Annotated in this window: 17 protein-coding genes; 6 read left to right on the plus strand and 11 right to left on the minus strand. The window is 70.7% G+C overall.

Annotated elements, in window-relative coordinates:
- Positions 1-97 precede the first annotated feature (97 nt).
- The 4 genes from SKC42_RS07900 (at position 98) to SKC42_RS07915 (ending at position 2,492) form a co-directional block, all read left to right on the plus strand.
- Complete coding sequence (locus tag SKC42_RS07900) at positions 98-610, plus strand: PAS domain-containing protein (protein WP_330963747.1); 513 nt, start codon at positions 98-100, stop codon at positions 608-610.
- Positions 611-679: 69 nt separating this feature from the next.
- Positions 680-1,429 (plus strand): enoyl-CoA hydratase, encoded by a 750-nt coding sequence (locus tag SKC42_RS07905; RefSeq protein ID WP_330963748.1) that lies wholly within the window; start codon positions 680-682, stop codon positions 1,427-1,429.
- A gap of 15 nt (positions 1,430-1,444) precedes the next feature.
- On the plus strand, positions 1,445-1,837 hold the full coding sequence (locus tag SKC42_RS07910) for a hypothetical protein (RefSeq protein ID WP_330963749.1): 393 nt from the start codon (positions 1,445-1,447) through the stop codon (positions 1,835-1,837).
- A gap of 82 nt (positions 1,838-1,919) precedes the next feature.
- On the plus strand, positions 1,920-2,492 hold the full coding sequence (locus SKC42_RS07915; RefSeq protein WP_330963750.1) for a hypothetical protein: 573 nt from the start codon (positions 1,920-1,922) through the stop codon (positions 2,490-2,492).
- A 33-nt stretch (positions 2,493-2,525) separates the two neighbouring features.
- Here SKC42_RS07915 and SKC42_RS07920 read toward each other — a convergent pair whose 3' ends face one another.
- The 6 genes from SKC42_RS07920 to rimP all read right to left on the minus strand — a co-directional run bounded on the left by SKC42_RS07920 (position 2,526) and on the right by rimP (position 9,088).
- Positions 2,526-3,536, minus strand: coding sequence for a DHH family phosphoesterase (locus tag SKC42_RS07920; protein ID WP_330963751.1), 1,011 nt, complete (start codon positions 3,534-3,536; stop codon positions 2,526-2,528).
- Positions 3,511-3,984 (minus strand): 30S ribosome-binding factor RbfA, encoded by a 474-nt coding sequence (rbfA, locus tag SKC42_RS07925; protein WP_330963752.1) that lies wholly within the window; start codon positions 3,982-3,984, stop codon positions 3,511-3,513. The genes SKC42_RS07920 and rbfA overlap by 26 nt, the downstream gene beginning before the upstream one ends.
- A gap of 102 nt (positions 3,985-4,086) precedes the next feature.
- Positions 4,087-6,885, minus strand: coding sequence for a translation initiation factor IF-2 (gene infB / locus SKC42_RS07930; RefSeq protein ID WP_330963753.1), 2,799 nt, complete (start codon positions 6,883-6,885; stop codon positions 4,087-4,089).
- 87 nt (positions 6,886-6,972) lie between these two features.
- Positions 6,973-7,344 (minus strand): YlxR family protein, encoded by a 372-nt coding sequence (locus SKC42_RS07935; protein WP_330963754.1) that lies wholly within the window; start codon positions 7,342-7,344, stop codon positions 6,973-6,975.
- A gap of 81 nt (positions 7,345-7,425) precedes the next feature.
- Complete coding sequence (gene nusA / locus SKC42_RS07940) at positions 7,426-8,466, minus strand: transcription termination factor NusA (protein ID WP_330963755.1); 1,041 nt, start codon at positions 8,464-8,466, stop codon at positions 7,426-7,428.
- A 79-nt stretch (positions 8,467-8,545) separates the two neighbouring features.
- Entirely contained in the window at positions 8,546-9,088 is a 543-nt protein-coding gene (rimP, locus tag SKC42_RS07945; RefSeq protein ID WP_330963756.1) for a ribosome maturation factor RimP, read from the minus strand.
- Positions 9,089-9,280: 192 nt separating this feature from the next.
- On the opposite strand from rimP, the gene SKC42_RS07950 reads away from it, so the two are divergent.
- Together SKC42_RS07950 and SKC42_RS07955 are read left to right on the plus strand one after the other, a co-directional pair.
- Positions 9,281-9,826, plus strand: coding sequence for a hypothetical protein (locus tag SKC42_RS07950; RefSeq protein WP_330963892.1), 546 nt, complete (start codon positions 9,281-9,283; stop codon positions 9,824-9,826).
- Positions 9,823-10,269, plus strand: a complete 447-nt coding sequence (locus tag SKC42_RS07955) for a ferritin-like domain-containing protein (RefSeq protein ID WP_330963757.1) — start codon at positions 9,823-9,825, stop codon at positions 10,267-10,269. The genes SKC42_RS07950 and SKC42_RS07955 overlap by 4 nt, the downstream gene beginning before the upstream one ends.
- A 112-nt stretch (positions 10,270-10,381) precedes the next feature.
- Here the strand turns inward: SKC42_RS07955 and SKC42_RS07960 are convergent, their stop codons facing one another.
- The 5 genes from SKC42_RS07960 to cobO form a co-directional block, all read right to left on the minus strand.
- The gene (locus SKC42_RS07960) at positions 10,382-12,142 is read right to left on the minus strand and encodes a proline--tRNA ligase (protein ID WP_330963758.1); all 1,761 of its coding nucleotides are present in this window, start codon (positions 12,140-12,142) and stop codon (positions 10,382-10,384) included.
- Between the two features lie 117 nt (positions 12,143-12,259).
- Positions 12,260-13,852, minus strand: a complete 1,593-nt coding sequence (locus SKC42_RS07965) for an MFS transporter (protein ID WP_330963759.1) — start codon at positions 13,850-13,852, stop codon at positions 12,260-12,262.
- 22 nt (positions 13,853-13,874) lie between these two features.
- The gene (gene cobA, locus SKC42_RS07970) at positions 13,875-15,119 is read right to left on the minus strand and encodes a uroporphyrinogen-III C-methyltransferase (RefSeq protein ID WP_330963760.1); all 1,245 of its coding nucleotides are present in this window, start codon (positions 15,117-15,119) and stop codon (positions 13,875-13,877) included.
- 81 nt (positions 15,120-15,200) lie between these two features.
- Entirely contained in the window at positions 15,201-16,586 is a 1,386-nt protein-coding gene (locus tag SKC42_RS07975) for a cobyrinate a,c-diamide synthase (RefSeq protein WP_330963761.1), read from the minus strand.
- Entirely contained in the window at positions 16,580-17,194 is a 615-nt protein-coding gene (gene cobO, locus SKC42_RS07980) for a cob(I)yrinic acid a,c-diamide adenosyltransferase (protein ID WP_330963762.1), read from the minus strand. The genes SKC42_RS07975 and cobO overlap by 7 nt, the downstream gene beginning before the upstream one ends.
- Positions 17,195-17,205: the final 11 nt, after the last annotated feature.

Below are 17,205 nucleotides of genomic sequence, written 5' to 3' on the forward strand. Positions count from 1 at the left end.
CAGTATGCATTATGCGGTAGTCTACGTGTCGGGAGGGGCGCCCGCCGCCCTAGGGGCCCGCCCGTGGTCGGGACCGTCACGACGAGGAGGCACGACAATGAACAGCGCAGCGACCGGCCCGGCGGCACCGCACGCCGAACGGGGTACTGCCGATGCCGACATGAGCCACGAAATGCTGGCCCAGGCAGTGGTGAGCGCGACGCCCGAGGCAGTGGTGGTCTGCGACTCCCAAGGGGTGATCACGTTGTGGAACCACGGGGCGCAGCGCATGTTCGGCTACTCGTCGGCGGAGGCGATCGGGCAAGACCTGGACATCATCATCCCGGAGAAGCTGCGCAAACGGCACTGGGATGGTTACCACCAGACGATGGCCACCGGCCACACCCGCTACGGCGACAAGCTGTTGAGCGTGCCCGCGACACATCAGGATGGGCACCGGCTGTCGATCGAATTCAGCGTCGCGCTGCTGCGTCAGGATGACGGCCGGGTGGTCGGGATCTCGGCGATAATGCGGGAGGTGAGCGAGCGCCGAAACGAGGAGACAGCGCTGCGCACCCGGCTCGCGGAACTCGAATCGCGGCTCGCGGCGCTCGAGAGCACGGTCGGCTGAGTTGCCGGCTGAGCCCCGAAGGGCCAGCCGATCCGAGTCGGGTCCGCGGCGACCCTTTACGGTTGCCGTATGACCGACGACATCCTGCTGATCGACACCGACGAGCGGGTACGCACGCTGACCCTCAACCGGCCGCAGTCCCGCAACGCGCTGTCCTCCGCACTGCGCGATCAGTTCTTCGGGGCCCTGACCGACGCCGAGACCGACGCCGACGTCGACGTCGTCATCGTCACCGGGTCCGACCCGGTGTTCTGCGCGGGGCTCGATCTCAAGGAGCTGGGCGGGCAGTCGGCGCTGCCGGACATCTCGCCGCGGTGGCCGCCGATGATCAAGCCGGTGATCGGCGCGATCAACGGTGCGGCCGTGACCGGCGGGCTGGAGCTCGCGCTGTACTGCGACATCCTCATCGCCTCGGAACAGGCGCGGTTCGCCGACACCCACGCCCGGGTGGGCCTGCTGCCCACCTGGGGGCTGAGCGTGCGGCTCCCGCAGAAGGTCGGCCTCGGCCTGGCCCGGCGGATGAGCCTAACCGGCGACTACCTGTCGGCCCCCGACGCCCTGCGCGCCGGGCTGGTGACCGAGGTGGTGCCGCACGACCAGCTGCTGGCCGCGGCCCGCACAGTCGCGGCGTCGATTGTCGGCAACAACCAGAACGCCGTGCGCGCCCTGCTGGCGTCCTACCACCGGATCGACGACGCGCAGACCAGCGGAGGGCTCTGGCTGGAGGCGACGGCGGCCAGGCAATTCCGCACGACGGGCGACGACATCGCAGCCAACCGCGAGGCCGTGCTGCAACGCGGGCGCGCCCAGGTGCGGTAGCGGCGTCGGCCGGCCATGTCGATCCAACCCGGGGTCGCGCCGCCGCCGCGGAAGCGGTCAACCGGCGACATCGTCGCGACCACGCTGCTGTTCGTGGGGCAGCTGACGGCCAGCGCGCTGGCATTCGTCCCGGCGCTGGTGGGGTCGGCATGGATGATGGCGCCGATTTGCAGCGACAACTGCGACAGCGCCCAGGTCTCCCACTTCGTGCGCAACACGTGGACGGGGGCGCTCGTCATCGTGGCCGGAGTCGGGGTCGCGCTGCTGTTGGCGGCCGGTGGAACGCTCGTCTCGGGGCTGCGCGGGACACTGATGTGGAAGTGGCCGGCGCTCGGGCTGGCGATGGTGGTCGTCTGCTTTGTGATCGCACTGGGCCTGTGGATGGAGGCCACACCGGGGACGGGCTAACGACCGGTGACGGTGGGCCAATACGATCCGACGATCACCACGTCGGGATTCCGACGTCACCGCGGGAGCGGAGGAGGGACTGATGGGTGCGGTCGTCCTGACCACGCGGCTGCTCGCCGGGCTCATGCTCGCGGCCGGGCTCATGCCCGTGCCGCGCGCCGCTGCGCAACCGCCGCCGGGCTTTCCCAGCCTCGACGGATTCACCGCCGTACCGGCGGACGGCTACGTCACGACGCCGCCCCAGGGCGGGTCGCCGCGGGTGAGCTTCTCGGCCTCACCCAGCCTGGTGTGTGACTTCTACGGCGGCTCGGCGCCCGCGCCGCAGCCGTCACAGGACATCCGGTGCACGGGTGACATGCCCGGCATGGACGACGTGCCGATCTCCGGCGGCGCCCGGGCCAGACCCGGCGACTGCATGGTGGGCGCGGTCAACTTTAAGGGGCCCGGCTACCAGTTGAGCCGGATGTCGTTCGGCGGCTGCGACGGCAACCCCGCGACGCTGCCGTCGGGCGGCAAACCGCTGGTCACCGGCCAGAAGGTGTCGTATCTGAACGTGACCTGCGCCGTGGGGGCTGACGGCCTAGTCGCCTGCCTGGACGCCACCAGCGGCGAGCACGGGTTCGTGCTGCAGCGCGCGGGAAGCTGGGCGTTCTAGTCGGCCGGGGCGACGCCGAAGCCAGGCCGGAGGTCAGTCGAGCGCCGCGCGCAGCGACGCGACCACGTCGCCGATCGAACCGGCGGTCGAGTACCCGGCGGCCAGCCGATGGCCACCACCGCCGAACGTGGAGGCGACCGAGGCCAGATCCACCTCGGCCTTGGCCCGCATCGACACCGACCACTGCCCGGGGCTGATCTCCTTGAAGACCGCCGCGACCTCGGCCTGCTGCGTCGTGCGGACGATGTCGACGATGCTTTCGACCTCCTCGGGCCGCGAGGCGACCCAGTCCCGGTTGTCGACGACCGCGTATACGAGCCCGCGACCGGCGGCCGCGTCCGGCAGCAGGCGCGCGCTGCCCAGCACGCGCGACAGCAACGGCAGCCACCCGAACGGATGGGTGTCCATCAGCGTGCGGCTGATGGCGGCGTTGTCCACCCCGAGGTCGACCAGCCGGGCCGCTAGCCGCAGCGCGTCGGCGCTGGCCCAGCGGAACGATCCGGTGTCGGTCGTCAGACCCGCGTAGATGCAGTGTGCGACATCGGGTTCGATCCGCTTGCCCCACGTGTCGAGCAATTCGGCGACCATCATCGTGGTGGAATCCGCCGACACATCGATGAAGTTCGCGGTGCCGAACATGTCGTTGCTGGCGTGGTGGTCGATGACCAGCAGCGGCCGCCCGGAAGAGGCCAGGTCGGCCAGCTCCCCCAGCCTCTTCACGCTCGGAACGTCCACGGTCACCACGAGATCGACGTCCCGGCGCATCGCGCCGGGGTCGACCAGCAGGTGACCGCCCGGCAAGGACGCCAGGGACTCCGGAAGGGTTTCCGGCGCCGCGAAGCTGACCTCGACGCGCTTGCCGCAGCCGTCGAGCACCAGCGCCAGCGCCAGGCCGGCGCCGATGGTGTCGGCATCGGGATGGACGTGTGCGACCACCGCGACCGTCGCCGCGGCGGAGAGGAGCTCGACGGCACCGAACGCATCGACCCGCGCCCCCGTGGCGGGCGCGCTCGCCAGGTCAGTCTTCGGGTTGGTCGTCGTCACCGGCGGTCCCGTCCTCTGCCCCGCTGACACGGTATGGATCGGCCTCGCCGGCGGGCTTGGCGCCCGAGCGGACCCGCGCGAGGTCGGCGTCCGCCGCGCGCGCCCGGGCCAGCAACTCGTCCATCCGCTGAACGTTGTCGGCCGTCGTATCGCGGGTGAACGTCAGCGTCGGGGTGAACCGCACCCCGGTGCCCGCCCCGACCATGGTGCGCAACGCACCCCTGGCGCGGTCCAGCGCCGCCGCCGCGCCGGCATAGTCCGGCTCGTCGTCGAGCGTGCGGCCCATCACCGTGTAGAACACCGTCGCGTCGTGCAGGTCGGCGGTCACCTTCGTGTCCACGATGGTGATCCCGTCCAGTCCCGGATCCTTGATCTCGAACTCGATCGCCGAGGCGACGATCGAGTTGATCCGTTTGGCCAGCCGCCGCGCCCGGGCCGGGTCAGGCATCTCGACTCACCGCCTCTCCCCCGCAAGCGGGTGGGGTCCACGCGAAGCTGGGGAGTACCCGCACCTCATCACACAATCCCTTTTCCGCATCGTCGGCGATGGTCAGGCGCGTTCCTTCTGCACTAACTCGTACGACTCGATGATGTCGCCTTCCTTGATGTCGTTGTATCCCAACGTCATACCGCACTCGAAGCCCTCGCGAACCTCGGTGACGTCGTCCTTCTCGCGGCGCAGCGACGTGATCGTGAGGTTGTCGGTGACCACGATGTTGTCCCGCAGCAGGCGGGCCTTCGCGTTGCGGCGCACCACACCCGAGCTGATCATGCAGCCGGCGATGATGCCGACCTTCGAGGACCGGAAGATCGCCCGGATCTCGGCGCGACCCAGCTGGTTCTCCTCGTAGATCGGCTTGAGCATGCCGCGCAGGGCCTTCTCGATCTCGTCGATCGCCTGGTAGATCACCGAGTAGTAGCGGATCTCGACGCCCTCGCGGTTGGCCAGCTCGGTCGCCTTGCCCTCTGCGCGCACATTGAACCCGATGATGATCGCGTCCGACGCCGACGCCAGGTTGACGTTGGTCTCGGTGATGCCACCGACGCCGCGGTCGATGACGCGCAGCGCCACCTCGTCGTCGACCTCGATGCCCATCAGGGCCTCCTCCAGCGCCTCGACCGTACCGGCGTTGTCGCCCTTGAGGATCAGGTTCAGCTGGCTGGTTTCCTTCAGCGCGGCATCCAGATCGTCCAGGCTGATCCGCTTGCGGGTCCGCGCCGCCAGGGCATTGCGCTTGCGGGCGCTGCGCCGGTCGGCGATCTGGCGGGCGATGCGGTCCTCGTCGACGACCAACAGGTTGTCACCTGCGCCGGGCACCGACGTGAAGCCGATGACCTGCACCGGCCGCGACGGCAACGCCTCGTGGACGTCCTCGCCGTGCTCGTCGACCATGCGGCGCACGCGACCGTAGGCGTCGCCTGCGACGATCGAGTCGCCGACGCGCAGCGTGCCGCGCTGAATCAACACGGTGGCAACCGGCCCGCGACCGCGGTCCAGGTGCGCCTCGATCGCCACACCCTGGGCCTCCATGTCGGGGTTGGCCCGCAGGTCCAGGGCGGCGTCGGCGGTCAGCAGCACCGCCTCCTCCAGCGCCTCGATGTTGGTGCCCTGCTTGGCGGAGATGTCCACGAACATGGTGTCGCCGCCGAAGTCCTCCGCCACCAGACCGAACTCGGTGAGCTGCCCGCGGATCTTGGCCGGGTCGGCGCCCTCTTTGTCGATCTTGTTGACCGCCACCACGATGGGCACGTCGGCGGCCTGCGCGTGGTTGATCGCCTCCACCGTCTGCGGCATCACGCCGTCGTCGGCGGCCACCACCAGGATCGCGATGTCGGTGGCCTTCGCGCCGCGGGCACGCATGGCGGTGAACGCCTCGTGACCCGGGGTGTCGATGAAGGTGATCAGCCGCTCGCTGCCCTCGAAGTTCACGGCCACCTGGTAGGCGCCGATGTGCTGGGTGATGCCGCCGGCCTCGCCCTCGCGGACGCTGGCGTTCCGGATGGTGTCCAGCAGTCGCGTCTTACCGTGGTCGACGTGACCCATGACCGTCACCACCGGCGGGCGGGTCTGCAGGTCTTCCTCGCCGCCCTCGTCCTCGCCGTAGGTGAGGTCGAAGGACTCGAGCAGCTCACGGTCCTCGTCCTCGGGGCTGACGACCTGCACGACGTAGTTCATCTCGCTGCCGAGCAGCTCGAGGGTCTCGTCACCGACCGATTGGGTCGCCGTCACCATCTCGCCGAGGTTGAACAGCGCCTGCACCAGCGCCGCCGGGTTGGCGTCGATCTTCTCGGCGAAGTCCGAGAGGGACGCGCCGCGCGCCAGCCGGATGGTTTCGCCGTTGCCGTGCGGCAGCCGCACGCCCCCGACGACCGGCGCCTGCATGTTCTCGTACTCGGCGCGTTTGGCCCGCTTGGACTTGCGGCCGCGCCGGGGCGCGCCGCCGGGACGGCCGAACGCGCCCGCCGCGCCGCCGCGCTGACCGGGGCGGCCACCGCCGCCACCCGGCCCGCCACCGCCCCCGGGACGACCGCGGAAACCGCCGCCACCACCGGGCGGGGCACCGACACCGCCGCCACCGCCGCCGCGGTAGTTGCCGCCGCCCCCGTCGGGGCGGCCGCCGGGACCGCCGGGCCGGCCACCCCCGGGCCGCGGAGCGCCGGGACGTGCCGGACGGCCCTGGCCGCCGGCGCCGCCGGGACGCGGCGGCATGTTGCCGGGCGACGCGCCACCCGGGCGCGGGGCTCCTGGCCTGGGAGCACCGGGCCGGGGCGCCATGGGACGCGGGATGGGCCGGTCGACGGGTTGCGCCGACGAGAACGGGTTGTTGCCGACGCGCGGGGTGCGGGCGGCGGGCCGGGGTATCGGCCCCGGCCGCGGGCCGGGCGTCGCACCCGTCTGCGGGCCGGGCTGGCCGGGCTGCGCGGACGGCCCGGGAGCACCGGGCGCGGGGGGCGGCGCCGACGGGCGGCCGGGCACCGGTCCCGGACGGGCGGGCGTCGGTGCGGGTGCGGGCGGGGACGCGGCGGTGGCCACCGCGCCGGTGTCGGCCGGCCTCGGGGGCCCGCCGGCGGCCTCACCGTTACCGGTGGCCTTGCCGATCGCCTGATCGAGGGCCTTGTCGAGCGACTTGGCGGGCGCCTTGGCAGGCTTCGCGGTGACCTGTCCACCGGCCTTCGGGGCCGGCTTGCCACCGCCGAAGGACTCGCGGAGCCGGCGCGCAACCGGCGCCTCTACGGTCGACGACGCGGATTTGACGAATTCGCCCTGTTCATTAAGCCGGGCGAGCACTTCCTTGCTGGTGACACCGAGTTCCTTAGCCAACTCGTGTACGCGGGCCTTACCTGCCACTACATCTCCTGTCTATGAGGCGACAGTCGTGGGCGGCCGCGCCTCGGGGGCTAGCTGTAACGCATAGGGGTGGGAGTCATCGGGACTTCACGGTGTGCTCATGTTCTTCGTTACCTGTTCTGTTGCCGGGTGCTCGGGCGCACCTAAAAACTCTAGGTGCTCGACCACCGCGGATGTGTCCGGTGAACCGGCGATGCGCAGCGCTCGGGTGAAAGCACGCCGCCGGACTGCCTGGTCCACGCACCCCGGCGCGGGATGCAACCAAGCACCTCGCCCCGGCTCGTGACGCTCCATGTCAACGATCACGGCGGATTCGCCGTTCCCGGTTGGCACTGCCACCACTCGAAGCAATTCGACGGCCAACTCTCGCTTCCGACACCCCACGCACGTCCGCACGGGTCCACCCGGGTGTCTGTGCGCCCGGCTGGTTCGGGGGGCCGAAGGCTCGCGCTGGATCACGGCTCAGTCTAGCGTCACCGAACCGATGGTCTGAACCACCCAACGGACGGCCGGTCGCGCGGGAATCGTTCCGTGAGTCGGTCAGCGGTCGTGCGCCATGCCGTGCGGCGCGCCATGTTCGGGCTGGCTGTCGGACTGGGGCGAATCCCCATGGATGTCGATGCGCCATCCGGTCAGGCGGGCGGCCAACCGCGCGTTCTGCCCCTCCTTGCCGATGGCCAGCGACAGCTGGAAGTCGGGCACGACCACGCGGGCGGCGCGGCCGGCCTGGTCGATGATCGACACCGACATCACTTTGGCCGGCGACAGCGCGTTCGCGACGAACCGGGCCGGATCCTCGTCGTAGTCGATGATGTCGATCTTCTCCCCCGACAGCTCGCTCATCACGTTGCGCACCCGCTGCCCCATCGGCCCGATGCACGCGCCCTTGGCGTTCAGGCCGGGAACGTTCGACCGCACCGCGATCTTCGACCGATGGCCGGCCTCGCGCGCGACTGCCACGATCTCGACCGACCCGTCGGCGATCTCGGGCACCTCCAGTGCGAACAGCTTGCGCACCAGGTTGGGGTGAGTGCGCGATAGCGTAATCAGCGGCTCGCGCGCCCCGCGGGTCACGCCGATCACATAACAGCGCACCCGGTTGCCGTGCTCGTAGCTCTCGCCGGGCACCTGCTCCGCGGCGGGGATCACGCCCTCGGAGGCCTTGGTCTCGGTGCCCATTCGGACGACGACCAACCCGCGCGCGTTGGCCCGGTTATCGCGCTGGATCACGCCGGCGACGATCTCGCCCTCGCGGGTGGAGAACTCGCCGTAGGTGCGCTCGTTCTCCGCGTCGCGGAAACGCTGCAGCATCACCTGCCGCGCGGTCGTGGCTGCGATGCGGCCGAACCCCTCGGGGGTGTCGTCCCACTCGCTGATGACGTTGCCGTCCTCGTCCGTCTCGCGGGCGATGACCTGGACGACACCGGTCTTGCGGTCGATCTCGATCCGCGCGTCGGTCTGGTGGCCTTCGGTGTGCCGGTAGGCGGTCAGCAGCGCCGACTTGATGGTCTCGAGGAGCTCGTTGACCGAGATGCCCCGATCCACCTCGATCGCGTGCAGCGCCGCCATGTCGATGTTCATCAGCGTCGCTCCTCCTCGCTAGCTCCCCCTGGCCATTTCGCGGCCGGGCCCACCCCCACTGTGTCGTCGCCGGCGCGGTTCATGTTCCGGCCTCCGTCCCCGCGGCCCGCCCCGCCCCACCCGACTCGGCCAGGTCCAGCTCCGCCTTTGCCGGTGGCGAAAACTCAACCTGCACAACAGCCGTGACGATATCGGCGATGGGGATGTCCCGCACCGTCCAACCGCGGCCGGCGCGGACGACGAGGGCGACGGCGTCGTCGCTCGTCTCGCCGACGCGTCCCGCCAGCTCCGACCCGTCCGAGAGCGCCACTTCGACCTTGCGACCACGGGCGCGGCGGAAGTGCTTGGCGGCGGTCAGCGGTCGCTCCACACCGGGCGAGCTGACCTCGAGCACGTAGCGGTCGTCGATGCCGTCCACGCCATCCAGCAAATCCGACGCCGAACGGGAGAGCGTGGCGATGGTATCCAGGTCGAGAGCGTTGTCCCCGTCGGCGATCACGGTGATCCGCGGTGGTCGCGTCCGAGCGTCGATGACCACGTCCTCGATCTCGTAGCCGGCGCGCGCGAACTCGCCGCCGAGTAGCTCGATCACCTGCGTCTGCGAAGGTAGCCCGGTGGTCACGGCGAGCTCCTCATCTTGAGTTGTCGGTCATGTCGTACTCGTGGCCGCCCCGCGGCTGGCGAGCGACTCCGTTGTCCCTCGGGGCGCGAAGGGCAGGCGGCCCACGAGAGCTAGCTATCTACGATACGCCAGGAATCGCGCATGTCCGCCCGCATCGTGCCCACCTTCGTGGCGGCGACCCCCGATGGCAGGATGTTGCTTGTGCCTAGCGCAATACCCGTCACCAACAGGCGGGGTGTGCTCGCCGGTGGCGTGGCTCTGGCCGCGCTGGGGGTGGTCGGATCCGCCTGTAGCGAGTCCCCGCCCAAACCGCCACCCGTCGAAGACCTGCTGGGCCCGTTAGACCAGGCCAGGCACGACAGCGCGTTGGCGACCGCCGCCGCGGCCGCGATCGGAACGGCGCCCCAGGTCGCCGCCGCGCTCACCGTCGTGGCCTCCCAGCGGGCGGCACACGCGCGCGCCCTGTCCACGGAGATCTCGCGGGCCGCCGGCAAGATCACCTCGTCGTCGACCGAAACGACGTCGCCCAGCCCCTCCGGTCCGCCCGCGCCTCCAGGGCCGCCCCCGCCGCCGCCCCCGGTGTCCGACGTCATCGACGCGCTGCGCGCCTCGGCCGACAGCGCCAGCCGGCTGGTGTCCACGTCGCCGGGGTACCGAGCGGGCCTACTCGCGTCGATCGCCGCGTCCTGCACGGCGTCGTACCTGGTCGCGCTGGTGCCCGGGGGCCCGTCCATATGAGCAACGGCAAAGACGCCGACAACGCGGCGCTGTGTGACGCGCTGACTGTCGAACACTCCACGATCTACGGCTATGGCATCGTCTCGGCGCTCACGCCGCCCAGCGTCAACAACATGGTGATCGAGGCCCTCGACCAGCACCGGCAGCGTCGCGACGACGTGATCGCGATGCTCAACGCCCGCAAGGTGACCCCGCCTGTCCCCGCCCCCGGCTACCAGCTGCCCCTGGTGGTGGGCAGCGCGGCCGACGCCGCGCGGCTGGCGGCGCGGATGGAGAACGACGGCGCCACGGCGTGGCGCGCCGTCGTCGAGCACGCCGAGACGGCCGAGGACAGGGCGTTCGGCGCGACGGCCCTCACCCAGAGCGCGGTGATGGCCGCCCGGTGGAGCCGGGTGCTCGGCGCCTGGCCCATCACCACCGCCTTCCCCGGCGGCAACGAGTAAGCCCCGGGCTGCCTACTTCCCGCGCTGACTTTCTCCGCGCGCAGACGCAAGATCAGGCTCGAGTGCCCCATTTCAGTGCGATTTTGCGTCTGCTCGCGCCGGTGGAGTGAGGCTATGCGCCGCCGATCGCCGCCGCGACGTCGGCGGCCAGCGACTCGCCCGCGGCGAGCTCGCGCGCCTGGCCGCCGAAGCGGTCCCGCAGCTCGACCACACCGTCAGCCCAGCCCCGGCCCACCACGACGATCCACGGCACGCCCAGCAGCTCGGCGTCCTTGAACTTCACGCCCGGCGACGCCGGGCGGTCGTCGAGCAGCACCTCGACGCCGAGCCGGTCGAGGTCGGCGGCCAGCGCGGTGGCGCCGTCGCGGGCCTGCGGGTCCTTGTTGGCGATCACCACGTGGACGTCGAAGGGCGCGACGGCCGACGGCCAGCGCAGGCCGAGCTCGTCGTGGTGCTGCTCAGCGATGACGGCCACCATCCGCGACACGCCCAGGCCGTAGGAGCCCATCGTCAGCCGCACCGGCTTGCCGTCCTCGCCGAGCACGTCGGCGGCGAAGGCGTCGGTGTATTTGCGGCCGAGCTGGAAGATGTGGGCGATCTCGATGCCCCGCGCCGACACCAGGGGGCCGGCGCCGTCGGGAGACGGGTCGCCGTCGCGTACCTCGGCGGCCTCGATGGTGCCGTCGGCGGTGAAGTCGCGGCCGGCGACCAGCCCGACGACGTGCCGACCCGGCTCGTCCGCCCCCGTGATCCAGCTGGTGCCGTCGACTACCCGGGGGTCGACGAGGTAGCGCACGCCGTTGTCGCGCAAGGCCTTCGGGCCGATGTAGCCCTTGACCAGGAACGGATATTTGGCGAAGTCCGCGTCGTCGAGCAGGGCGTAGTCGGCCGGCTCCAGCGCCGCAGCCAGCCTCTTCTCGTCAACCTCCCGGTCACCGGGCAGCCCGACGGCCAGCAGCTCCCACTCCCCGCCGGACTGGCGCACCTTGAGCAGGACGTTCTTCAGCGTGTCGGCAGCGGTGACGCTGCGGCCGAGGCCGGCCTGGTTGGCCCAGTCCACCAGGGTGGCGATGGTCGGGGTGTCACCGGTGTCGTGGACCTTGGCTTCCGGCAATCCGGCCACGACGTCAGCGGACGGCGGCTCCGGCCGGGCGGTGACGACCGCCTCGACGTTGGCCGCATAACCCGACTCCAGGCAGCGCACGAAGGTGTCCTCGCCGACCGGGCTCTCGGCCAGGAACTCCTCGGACGCGCTGCCGCCCATCGCGCCGGACACCGCGGAGACGATGACGTAGCGGACCTGGAGCCGGTCGAAGATGCGCTGGTAGGCGTCGCGGTGCGCGTGGTAGGCCGCTTTGAGGCCGGCGTCATCGATGTCGAACGAGTACGAGTCCTTCATCAGGAATTCGCGCACGCGCAGGATGCCGGCCCGCGGCCGGGCCTCGTCGCGGTATTTGTTCTGGATCTGGAAGAGCAGCAGCGGGAAGTCCTTGTAGGAGCTGTATTCGCCCTTGACGGTCAGGGTGAACAGCTCCTCGTGCGTCGGGCCGAGCAGGTAGTCGTTGCCGCGCCGATCCTGCAGCCGGAACACCCCGTCGCCGTATTCGGTCCAGCGGTTCGTCGTCTCGTACGGCGCGCGCGGCAGCAGGGCCGGGAAGAGGATCTCCTGGCCGCCGATCGCCCGCATCTCGTCGCGGACGATGCGTTCGATCCGGCGCAGCACCCGCAGCCCGAGCGGCAGCCAGCTGTACAGGCCCGGCGCGATCGGCCGGATGTAGCCGGCGCGGATCAGCAGTTTGTGGCTCGGCACTTCGGCGTCGGCGGGGTCGTCGCGCAACGTGCGCAGGAACAGCTGGGACATTCGGGTGATCACAGCGGGCCAGCCTAGCGGCGAGTGCAAGCGCGGCGGAGCCGGGCGCGGCAGCTCGCCGCCATCGACCTAGCGGCGAGTGCAAGCGCGGCGGAGCCGGGCGCGCCTAGAGACGGGGGCCTACAGCTCCCCGGCGTCGATGGCTTCCTTGACCTCTTGCGCGTGCGCGACCTGTTCGGGCGTGTAGCCGATCAGCAGCGCAGCCCCGCCGACGATGACGGCCACCCCGGCCACCCACAGCAGGCCGTACGTATAGCCGTTGTCGAGGGCGTGCAACTGCATCTCGTTCATGGACTTCACCGGTCCGGTGGTGCCACCCATGTACAGCGTGCGCGAGGTGATCACCGCCTGGATGACGGCCAGCACCAGCGGGCCGCCCAGGCTCTGCAGCATCAGTGCGATCGCCGACACCGGGCCGATCTGGTCGAAACCGACACCCGCGATCGCCGACAGGGTCAGCGGAACCACACAGATGCCGATGCCGATGCCGCCGACGATGACGGGCAGCACCAGGTTCGGGAAGTACGGGACGCCGCGGTGCATGAAGGCCCAGCCGGAGATCATCGCCCAGAACAGCAGGAGCCCGCCGCCGATGGTCAGCACCCTCGGCGAGAACCGCGACACCAGCTGCGAGGAGATGCCCAGGCCGATGCCCATCGCGATGACGAACGGGATGAAGCCGACGCCCGCCCGCAGCGCGCTGTAGCCGAGGATGTCCTGGACATACAGGCCTATGCACACCGTCAGGCTGAACATGAGCCCGCCGGCCAGGAAGATCGCGGTGAACGTCACCAGCCGGTTGCGGTCGCGGAACAGATCAAACGGGACGACGGGGTTCTCGGCGGTGCGCTCCACGATGATGAAGGCCAGGGCGGCGGCCATCGCGACCGCGCCCGACCCGACGGTGGTGAGCGAGACCCAGCCCTTTTCGGGCCCCATCGAGAAGGCATAGACGGCGGCGGTGCAGGCCAGCGTGGCGAGCATGGCCCCGGTGGCGTCGAGCTTCATCCGCTCGCGGTTGGTCTCCCGCAGCGCGGTGCGGGCGAGGTAGATCATCACCAGCCCGATCGGCACGTTGACCAGGAACGCCAGCCGCCACGACAGCTCGGTCAGGGCGCCGCCGACCACCAGGCCCATCACCGAGCCGACACCGGTCATCGCGGCGAACACCGCCGTCGCGAAGTTACGCGCCGGCCCCTTGGGGAACGTGGTCGCCACCAGGGCCAGTCCGGTCGGCGACGCGATCGCCGACCCGATGCCCTGCAGCAGCCGGGCGATCACCAAGGTCACCTCGTCCCAGGCCACCGCGCACAGCACCGACGAGATGGTGAACAGCGCCACGCCGACGATGAAGGTGCGCTTGCGCCCGATGGTGTCGCCGAGCCGGCCGCCGAGCAGCATCAGGCCGCCGAAGGTCAGCACGTATGCGGTAATCACCCAGCTGCGACCGGCGTCGGACAGGCTCAGGTCGTTCTGGATCTTCGGGAGCGCCACGATGGCGACGGTGCTGTCCATGGTCGCCAGCAGCTGCATGCCCCCGATGGCGATGACGGCCGCAATGAAGCGTCGCGACGGCAACCAGGCCGGGTAGTACTTACTGACGCGCGCTGAGGCGGTCTCCGCCGGCGGCGAGGAGCGCACCGGGGCCGGACGATCGGGGCGCGCGGACGTCCAGTTCTGGGCAGCGCGCTCTGCGTCGTTGAGAGCCGTCATAATGGGTTACCTTACAGTAATCTTAAGAATCGTTTAAAGCCCGAACTTCGCTGAGCCCCACAACGGGGCCGATCACGATGATCGCGGGAGGTCGGATACCCTCTTCGCGGATCTTCTCCGGCGTGTCGGCCAGAGTCGCCCGCAAAGTGTGCTGCGCCGGCGTCGTTCCGTGCTGAACGACCATCACCGCCGTATCCGCAGGTCGGCCCCCCTTCAGGAGCGCATCGACGAAGAGTTCGATCCGTTCGACGGCCATCAGCAAAACGATCGTGCCCGTCATTGCAGCCAATGCGTTCCAATTCACTAACGATTCGGGATGGTCGGGTGCCAGATGGCCGCTGACCACCACGAACTCGTGATTCATCGCCCGGTGGGTGACCGGAACGCCCGCGAGCGCGGGCACTCCTATGGCGCTGGTCACGCCCGGCACGACCGTCACCGGGATGCCCGCGTCGACGCACGCTAAAACTTCCTCGTACCCCCGGGCGAACACGAAGGGGTCACCGCCCTTGAGGCGGACCACGAAGCTGCCGGACCGGGCGCGTTCGATCATCACGTCGTTGATGGCGTCCTGCGCCATGGCCCGGCCGTACGGGATCTTGGCGGCGTCGATCACCTCGACGTGCGGCGGCAGCTCGGCGAGCAGCTCGGGTGGCGCGAGCCGGTCGGCGACCACCACGTCGGCATGGGCGAGGAGCCGACGACCCCGCACGGTGATCAGCTCGGGGTCACCGGGTCCGCCGCCCACCAGCGCCACCCCGCCGCGCACGACGTCGGAGGCCACCGGGGCGCCCGGGCCCGCCGCGCTCTCGGGAGTGATGAGCCCGGTCTGCAACGCCTCACGGATCGCCGAGCGGATCGCCGCGGACCGGCGGTGATCCCCGCCGGCCAGGACCCCGACCGATAATCCGGCGTAGCCGAACGAAGCCGGCGTGACCGCGGTGCCCTCGACCGCGATGTCGGCACGCACGCAGAACAGGTGACGCCGTTCGGCCTCGGCGACCACCGCCGCGTTCACGTGCGGGTCGTTGGTGGCGGCGATCGCATACCAGGCTCCCTGCAGGTCGCCGTCGCGGTATTCGCGCAGCGCCAAGGTGATTCCGGTCATCGCCTCGACCGCCGGGGTGGCGCTGCGGGAGATCACCTGGACATCGGCGCCGCTGGCGATGAGCAGGGGCAGGCGGCGCTGCGCGACATTTCCCCCGCCGACCACGACGACCTTCTTGCCTGCCAGCCGCAATCCGACTAGGTAAGGGCTCTCGGTCACCCGGCAAGCCTAGTGGCTGGCCGTCCCGGCGCCGCGAGCGTAACGCCACGGCGAAATTCCCGGCCGAAATCCGCCGTGGCGTTACGCCCGCGGCACTCGCCGGGCTGCGGCGTGGGCGACGAACCGCGTAATCGCCCCGGGCGCCGCGGCCGGATGGGTGTGCAGGTACGAGGCGTGGACGCGGCCGTGCACGGCGCCGTCCCGGATGGTTTTCCCGTCGTTGGCCCGGTAGGCCCAGGCGGGCTCGTAGGCATCGGCGAATTCCACCGCGGTGCGGTGGAATTCGTGTCCGACCGCCCGCTCGCCGGCGGCGTACAGCGTCGACCCCGTCACCGCGACGGCCTCACGATACGCCAGCGTCAGGTGTGGGGTGAATCGCGCGGAACCGGAGAGCACCCCGCACATCGGGTGGCCGTCGAGCTCCGAGACTAGGTAGATCAGCCCGGCGCATTCGGCGTGCACCGGCCCACCGCCGGCGGCCAGCTCCCGGATCTGGTTGCGGACCACGCCGTTGGCCGCCAGCTCGGCGGTGAACTGTTCGGGAAACCCGCCCGGCAACACGACCGCGTCGGTGCCGTCGGGCAGCGGGTCCACGAGCGGGTCGAACTCGACCACGTCGGCCCCGGCGGCGCCCAGCAGCTCGGCGTGCTCGGCATAGCCGAAGCTGAACGCCCTGCCCGCCGCGACCGCCACGGTGACCGGGATGCCATGTGCGCCCACCGCCTCCGCCGGATCCCACGCGGGGGCCGTCACGCGGCTCGCGGCGACGGCCACGACGGCGGCCAGGTCGACGTGGCGCGCGACCAAGTCGGTCATCGCGTCGACCGCGGCGCGCGCCCGACGGCCGTACTCCACGGCCGTGACCAGACCGAGATACCTTGAGGGAAGCTCTAATTCGGCGGCGCGCGGGACGGCACCCAGCACCGGGACGCCGGCCTGTTCGCAGGCCTGCCGGAGCACCTGCTCGTGCCGGGCGGAGCCGACCCGGTTCAGGATGACCCCGGCGATCCGGGTCGCCGCGTCGAACGTGGAAAAGCCGTGCAGCAGGGCGCCGATGCTTTGGCTTTGGCCGCGGGCGTCCACCACCAGCACCACCGGCGCGCCCAGCAGCCCCGCGACGTGCGCGGTGGAGCCGGGCGCCGGTGTGATCGGCGGGGACTCGGGGGACGCGATGCACCCGTCGAACAGACCCATGACGCCCTCGATGACGGCGATGTCGGTCCCGCCCGCGCCGTGGGCGTAGAGCGGCCCGATCAGCCGCTCCCCCACCAGGACCGGGTCGAGGTTGCGTCCGGGCCGCCCGGCCGCCAGGCCGTGGTAACCGGGATCGATGAAGTCCGGGCCGACCTTGAACGGTGCGACGGCGTGGCCCACCCGCCGCAGCGCGCCGATCAAACCCGTTGCCACCGTGGTCTTTCCACTTCCCGACGCGGGCGCGGCAACGACGACGCAGGGGACGCTCACCATTCGATGCCCTTCTGGCCCTTGCGGCCGGCGTCCATGGGGTGCTTGACCTTTGTCATCTCGGTCACCAGGTCGGCGGCGTCGATCAACCGCTGCGGGGCGTCCCGCCCGGTGATCACGACGTGCTGGTGACCGGGCCGCGCCGCCAGCGCGTCCACCACCTCGCCAACGTCGACCCAGCCCCACTTCAGTGGGTAGGTGAACTCGTCGAGGACATAGAAGTCGTGGCGCTGCTCGGCCAGCCGGCGCGCGATCTCCGCCCAGCCATCGGCCGCGGCGGCGGCGTGGTCGAGGTCGCTGCCGGCTTTGCGCGTCCAGGACCAGCCGGCACCCATCTTGTGCCATTCGACGGGCCCGCCGAGGTGGTGTTCCTGGTGCATGCGACCGAGCGCGGCGAAGGCCGCCTCCTCGCCCACCTTCCACTTGGCGCTCTTGACGAACTGAAACACCGCGACGTCCAGCCCGGTGTTCCACGCCCGCAACGCCATTCCGAACGCCGCCGTCGACTTACCCTTGCCCGGCCCGGTGTGCACCGCCAGCACGGGGGCGTTGCGCCGGGCCTTGGTGCTCAGCCCGTCGTCGGGGACCTGCAGTGGACGGCCCTGTGGCATCGCGGTTACCT

Origin of the sequence: Mycobacterium sp. 050134, from assembly GCF_036409085.1 — a bacterium.
Taxonomy (GTDB): domain Bacteria; phylum Actinomycetota; class Actinomycetes; order Mycobacteriales; family Mycobacteriaceae; genus Mycobacterium.

Coding starts and splice junctions, on each gene's coding strand:
- SKC42_RS07900 (WP_330963747.1), top strand. CDS start 98: ATGAACAGCGCAGCGACCGGCCCGGCGGCACCGCACGCCGAACGGGGT.
- SKC42_RS07905 (WP_330963748.1), top strand. CDS start 680: ATGACCGACGACATCCTGCTGATCGACACCGACGAGCGGGTACGCACG.
- SKC42_RS07910 (WP_330963749.1), top strand. CDS start 1,445: ATGTCGATCCAACCCGGGGTCGCGCCGCCGCCGCGGAAGCGGTCAACC.
- SKC42_RS07915 (WP_330963750.1), top strand. CDS start 1,920: ATGGGTGCGGTCGTCCTGACCACGCGGCTGCTCGCCGGGCTCATGCTC.
- rbfA (WP_330963752.1), bottom strand. CDS start 3,984: ATGCCTGACCCGGCCCGGGCGCGGCGGCTGGCCAAACGGATCAACTCG.
- nusA (WP_330963755.1), bottom strand. CDS start 8,466: ATGAACATCGACATGGCGGCGCTGCACGCGATCGAGGTGGATCGGGGC.
- SKC42_RS07950 (WP_330963892.1), top strand. CDS start 9,281: ATGTTGCTTGTGCCTAGCGCAATACCCGTCACCAACAGGCGGGGTGTG.
- SKC42_RS07955 (WP_330963757.1), top strand. CDS start 9,823: ATGAGCAACGGCAAAGACGCCGACAACGCGGCGCTGTGTGACGCGCTG.
- SKC42_RS07965 (WP_330963759.1), bottom strand. CDS start 13,852: ATGACGGCTCTCAACGACGCAGAGCGCGCTGCCCAGAACTGGACGTCC.
- SKC42_RS07975 (WP_330963761.1), bottom strand. CDS start 16,586: ATGGTGAGCGTCCCCTGCGTCGTCGTTGCCGCGCCCGCGTCGGGAAGT.
- cobO (WP_330963762.1), bottom strand. CDS start 17,194: ATGCCACAGGGCCGTCCACTGCAGGTCCCCGACGACGGGCTGAGCACC.